The sequence below is a fragment of the Actinomadura sp. GC306 genome (assembly GCF_004348665.1).
In the GTDB taxonomy this organism is placed as follows: Bacteria; Actinomycetota; Actinomycetes; order Streptosporangiales; family Streptosporangiaceae; genus Spirillospora.
The window spans coordinates 1-5439 of record NZ_SMKM01000371.1; the positions used below are offsets into that span (position 1 = coordinate 1).

Genomic DNA, 5439 nt, shown 5'->3' on the forward strand with positions numbered 1-5439 from the left:
GGCCCCCGGCCGGCCACCCCAGTCCAAAACCCGGCAGCCGGCCCAGTCCAGGGCTGGACGGCCGGCGCAATCCAGGGTTGGACAGCCGGCTTAATCCAGGGCTGGACAGCCGGCTCAGTCCAGCGGCGGGTAATCGGTGTAGCCGCGGTGGTCGCCGCCGTAGAACGTCGCCTGGTCCGCCTGGTTGTACGGGCCGCCGGTCCTGATCCGGGCGGGCAGGTCGGGGTTGGCCAGCCACAGCTCGGCGAACGCGACCGCGTCGGCCACCCCGTCCCGCAGCGCCTCGGCGCCGTACTCCGGCCTCGCCGGAAACGACTCGGGTGTCGGGTGCGGGTTGAGGATCAGTGGCCCCGGCCACGCCGCGCGGATCCGCTCGGTCGTCCCGCGGTCCCCCAGCTCCAAGACGTGCAGGTAGGCGAGGCCGAACGGGGCGAGCGCCGCGACAAGCTCCGCATAGAGGACGGGCGTGTCGCTCTCCTCGACCCCGTTCGCCGTGCCGCCCGGCGACACGCGGAAGCCCACGCGGTCCCCGCCGATCGCGTCGGCCGCCGCCCGCGCGACCTCGACGGCGAACCTGATGCGGTTCTCCACGGATCCGCCGTAGGCGTCGGTCCGCGTGTTGCTGCCGTCGGCGAGGAACTGCTGGATCAGGTAGCCGTTCGCGCCGTGCAGCTCCACCCCGTCGAACCCGGCCTCCATCGCGTTGGCCGCCGCTCTGGCGAATTCCTCCACGGCCTGTGCGATATCGTCCGACGTCATCTCCTGGGGCACGGGATGATCGAGCAGGCCCTCCGGCGTGAAGAGCCGCTCGCCCGACGCGATCGGGGACGGCCCGAGCGGCAACCCCCCGTCCGGGTACAGGACGGGGTGCCCGACGCGCCCCGCGTGCATCAACTGGGCGAAGATCCGCCCGCCCTCGGCGTGCACGGCATCGGTCACCGCGCGCCACGCCTCCACCTGGTCACCGGAGTGCAGGCCCGGAGTCCGGATGTACCCCTGGCCGCGGACGCTCGGCTGCGTCCCCTCGGTGACGATCAGCCCGGCACCGGCGCGCTGCCTGTAGTACTCGGCGGTCAGCTCCGTCACCGTGCCCCTCTCGGTGGCCCGGCTCCGGGTCATCGGCGCCATCACGAGTCGGTTGGCCAGCTCCAGCTTGCCCGCCGACAGCGGCTCGAACAGTTCTTCCACGACGCCCTCCTAGTGCGTTCTGCCTGGTCAAGAACGTACGAGCCGCCGACTACGGGACGAATCCGTATGACTTCGGTAGTTCCCCCCGTACTTTGGATGCGTGCTCTACGGGCGGAACGACGAACAGGCGCGCATCTCCTCGTTACTCGCGGCGGCACGCGACCGCGGGCGCAGCGGGGCGCTCCTCCTGCGCGGGGAGGCCGGTATCGGCAAGTCGGCGCTGCTGGCCGAGGCGGCGGCGCTCCTCCCGGTGGACGGCCCACCGCACGTCCTGCGGGTGACCGGCGTCGAGGCGGAGTCCGGCATCGCCTACGCGGGCCTCAACCAACTGCTGTGGCCCGTCCGGGACCGGCTGGACGCCCTCCCGCCGGCACAGTCCGCCGCGTTGCGCTCCGCCCTCGACGGCCCCGGCCCGGCACCCGCCGCCCCCGGACGGGACCGCTTCACCACCGGCCTCGCCGTCCTGACGCTGCTCGCCGACCTGCCGGGCGGGAACGGCCCCGCGCTGGTCCTGGTCGACGACGCGCAGTGGCTCGACACCGCGACCGCCGACGCGCTGCTGTTCGCGGCGCGGCGACTGGCCGCCGAAGCGGTGGTGATGATGTTCGCCGCCCGGGACGACACGTTCAGCGGCACGGGCCTGCCCGAGCTGCGCCTCGCCAGGCTGGACCGCGACGACTCGGAACGGCTCCTGGCTGCGCGCGACCTGCCACCCACCGTCCGCGGCCGGGTGATGCGGGAGGCGGCCGGCAACCCGCTCGCCCTCCAGGAACTCGGCGCCACCGGAACGGGCACCGCGCACGGCGCCGACCCGCTGCCGGTCGCCGACCGCGTCCTCGCGTCGTTCCGCGTCCAGATCGGCCGCCTCCCGGAGAGCACCCGGCTGATGCTGCTGATCGCGGCGGCGGAGGGCCGCGGGCACATGCCCACGATGCTGAACGCGGCACAGAGCATGGGCGTCGGCCTCGACGACCTGGAGGAGGCCGAACACGTCCGGCTGGTCAACGTCACCGGGCGCAGCATCGCGTTCCGCCACCCGCTGATCAGAGCGGCGTCCTACCACGGCGCGGTCACCGCGCGGCGGATCGCCGTCCACCGGGCCCTCGCCGACACCGCCACCGACCCGGACTGCCGCGCCCGGCACCGCGCGTCCGCGGCCATGGCCCCGGACGAGGACGTCGCCGCCGACATCGAAGACGCGGCGAAGCGCGCCCGCGCCCGGGAGGGCTACGCCACCGCGGCGGCCCTCTACCGCCAGGCCGCCGACCTGACCCCCGCCCCGGACGTGCGCGCGGCCCGCCTCGGCACGGCCGCCGCCATGGTCCTGGAGGCGGGACGGCTCGACGAGGCGGCGGAGCTCGCCGTCCAGGCGGAGAAGCTCACCACCGCCCCCGCCGGGCTGGCACGGCTCGCCCGCATCCACTCCGCCGTCGAGTACGAACTCGGCGACGCGCGCGCCGCGTCCCGCATGATGGTCGACCACGCCGCAGAGGCGACACCCGGCGAACGCGCCACGATGCTGCGCACCGGCGCCATGTACGGCTGGACGTCCGGCGAGCTGCCAGCCGTACTCCGCGCCGCCGACCTACTCCCCGACGACCCCACGATCCACGGCCTGGCCCTCCTGGCCACCGGTGACCACACCAAAGGCGTCCCCCTCCTGACCAAGGCAGTAACCGAAGCCCGCCACGCACGCACCACCCCCACCGGCCACACCGCAGACCACGTCGACCCCACCGTGAACACCACCACCGGCGACACCACGCCCCGCGGTGCCTTCGGCCGGGGCGGGGGGCGGGTGCTCGTCGTCGGGGAGCGCGTGCGGGCCGCGCAGCTGGCGCTGATCGCCGGGGCGGACGAGGCGGCGCTGGAGCTGGCGGCCGCGGAGGCGGCGCATTGCCGGCGCCACGGGCTGGTCGGGGCACTGCCGAACGTCCTGCAGACGCTGGCGCAGGCGCAGGTCGCGGTCGGCAGGCACGCGGACGCCGCCACCGTCGTCGCCGAGGCGATCGCCCTGGCCCGCGACACCGGCCGTCCCGAGCGCGCGGGACGCCTCAGCGCCGTCCTGACCCGGCCGGCGGCGATCGAGGGCGACGAGACACGCCTCCGGAAACTGCTCGCCGAGGCGCCCTCGCCGGACGACGGCCCGGCCACGAGCGCGCTCGCCCTGCTCGACCTCGCCCTCGCCCGCTACGACGACGTCCTGCGCCGCCTCGAAGAGCTGGCCTGCGGCCACCAGAAGCACAGCACGGCCGGCATCACCGCCGACCCCGACCGGGTCGAGGCGGCCGTGCGTTCCGCCCGGCTCGACCTCGCCCGCCCGGCCTACGAACGCTTCCGGACCTGGGCCGAGGCAGGAGGACAGGCATGGGCACTCGCCGTGTCCCTACGCTGCGAGGCCCTGCTAACAGACGACGAGGAACCGTACGTGCACGCGATCCAGCTGCACGGACGATCAACGCGGCCGTTCGAGCGGGCACGCACAGAGCTGCTCTACGGCGAATGGCTGCGGCGGGCCCGCCGCCGCTCCGACGCCCGCGCACCGCTCCGCTCCGCGGCGGAGATCTTCGAGCGCCTCCGCGCCGCACCCTGGCTGGACCGCACACGAGCCGAACTGCGAGCCGCCGGCGAGTCGGGGCCATCGGTCCCCACGGCGCCGGACCTCCTCGACCGCCTCACCCCGCAGGAACTCCAGGTCGTCCGCCTCGCCGCGTCCGGGACGAGCAGCCGCGACATAGCCGCCCAGCTCTTCCTGAGCCCGCGGACGGTCGAGTACCACCTCTACAAGGCGTATCCCAAACTCGGCATCTCGTCCCGCAAGGAACTGGCCCAGCTCGCGTTGGAGCCTGCCTGAACTACGACAGCGTGCGCCCCAGGAAGTCCACGGTGAGGCGCCACGCACGCTCGGCCGGTTCCGGCTGGTGGAACATCGGGGCCTTCCTGTTGTGGAACGCGTGCCCGCCGTCCTCCTGGACGTGGATCTCCATGCCGTCTCGCCCCTGCACCGCACGCTCGACCTTGGCGACATCGTCCCGCGGGATATAGGGGTCGTCCCCGCCGAAGTGGAACTGCACCGGCCCGCGAATCGCGTCGATCTTGTCCAGCGCGCCCGGCACGCCCGACCCGTAGAACGACACCAGCGCATCGACCTCGGTCTCGGCGGCCAGCAGATACGCGAGCGTCCCGCCGAAGCAGAACCCCAGCACCCCAGTCTTCCCAACACCGGGCAGCCCCTTCAGGACCGCCAGCGCCACCGCCGCATCTTCGACGCCCTTGCCCCAGTCGAACCGGGACACCATCGACATCCCCTGCGGCACCGCCTCTTCATCGTGCCGGACCGCCCATTCCGGCTCGATCCGCCAGAACATGTCGGGCGCCGCCACGACATACCCGAGCGCCACCAGGTCCTCGGCGACGGCCTCCATGTACTCCCCGACGCCGAATATCTCCTGGACGAGCAGGACACCCGGCCCCCCGCCCTCCGGCGCCCACACATGCAGGCTGAACTCACCGTCCGGGACAACGACCTTCTCAGTACGCCTCATATCACCCGATGATCGCGTAAACGGCACTCGCCCGCGCGACGGTCGCCGAATCCGCCGTCATGTCGACCTCCGCGAACGCCAGCGTCCGCCCCAGCTTCGTCACCTCGACGCCGACCAGCACGTCCTTCCCCACCACCGGCCGCTGGAACGACGTACTCAACTGCACCGTCGTCATCGGGACGAAACCACCCTTAGCCCCCGAAACAGCGATGACCACGGCCGTATCCGCCGCAGCCATCAACGCCTGCCCGGAAAGCGCCCCGCCTTCCCGCGCCAGCCTTTCCGACCACGGCAGCCGCAGCACCGCCGTCCCGTCCCCCACCTCCTCGACGACGAGCCCGAGGTCGAGGACCCAGGGCGCGAAGTTGTCACGCAGAATCTCCTCAGCCTTCACCGTCACACCCGACATGATGCACGCTGAAGGCATGTACGAGGAGATTTTCCTGCCGTCCACCTACACGACCGGGGTCCCGTACGAGACCTTCAGAAAGCTCCGCATCGAATCCCCGGTCGCCTGGATCCCCGAGCCCGCCGTCGGCCCCTGGCCCGCCGGTCCCGGCTACTGGGCGGTCTTCCGGCACGCCGACGTCAAGCACGTCCTGCGCTCCCCGGACCTCTTCTCCTCGCACCTCGGCGCCACCCAGATCCGCGACCCCGACACGCCCGAGGATCTCGCCTTCGTCCGCGCGATGATGCTCAACCAGGA

At 72.8% G+C, this 5439-nt stretch carries 4 protein-coding genes and 1 pseudogene; 2 read left to right on the forward strand and 3 right to left on the reverse strand.

Annotated elements, in window-relative coordinates:
• Positions 1-114: 114 nt before the first annotated feature.
• On the reverse strand, positions 115-1188 hold the full coding sequence (locus E1200_RS30930; protein ID WP_131955796.1) for an alkene reductase: 1074 nt from the start codon (positions 1186-1188) through the stop codon (positions 115-117).
• A gap of 100 nt (positions 1189-1288) precedes the next feature.
• Between E1200_RS30930 and E1200_RS30935 the strand changes: the two genes are divergently transcribed.
• Entirely contained in the window at positions 1289-4042 is a 2754-nt protein-coding gene (locus E1200_RS30935; RefSeq protein ID WP_131955798.1) for a helix-turn-helix transcriptional regulator, read from the forward strand.
• Between the two features lies 1 nt (position 4043).
• On the opposite strand, the gene E1200_RS30940 is transcribed toward E1200_RS30935, so the two are convergent.
• Both E1200_RS30940 and E1200_RS30945 read right to left on the reverse strand, forming a co-directional pair.
• Positions 4044-4733, reverse strand: a complete 690-nt coding sequence (locus E1200_RS30940) for a dienelactone hydrolase family protein (protein WP_131955800.1) — start codon at positions 4731-4733, stop codon at positions 4044-4046.
• A 1-nt stretch (position 4734) separates the two neighbouring features.
• Positions 4735-5133: a PaaI family thioesterase gene (locus tag E1200_RS30945; RefSeq protein ID WP_207933628.1), complete on the reverse strand. Its 399-nt coding sequence runs from the start codon at positions 5131-5133 to the stop codon at positions 4735-4737.
• Positions 5134-5158: 25 nt separating this feature from the next.
• Here E1200_RS30945 and E1200_RS30950 point away from each other — a divergent pair.
• Positions 5159-5439, forward strand: a pseudogene (locus E1200_RS30950) (cytochrome P450); the annotation flags it as partial.

Excerpts from the sequence above, each read along its gene's own strand:
- E1200_RS30940 (WP_131955800.1), bottom strand. The coding sequence starts at position 4,733 with ATGAGGCGTACTGAGAAGGTCGTTGTCCCGGACGGTGAGTTCAGCCTG.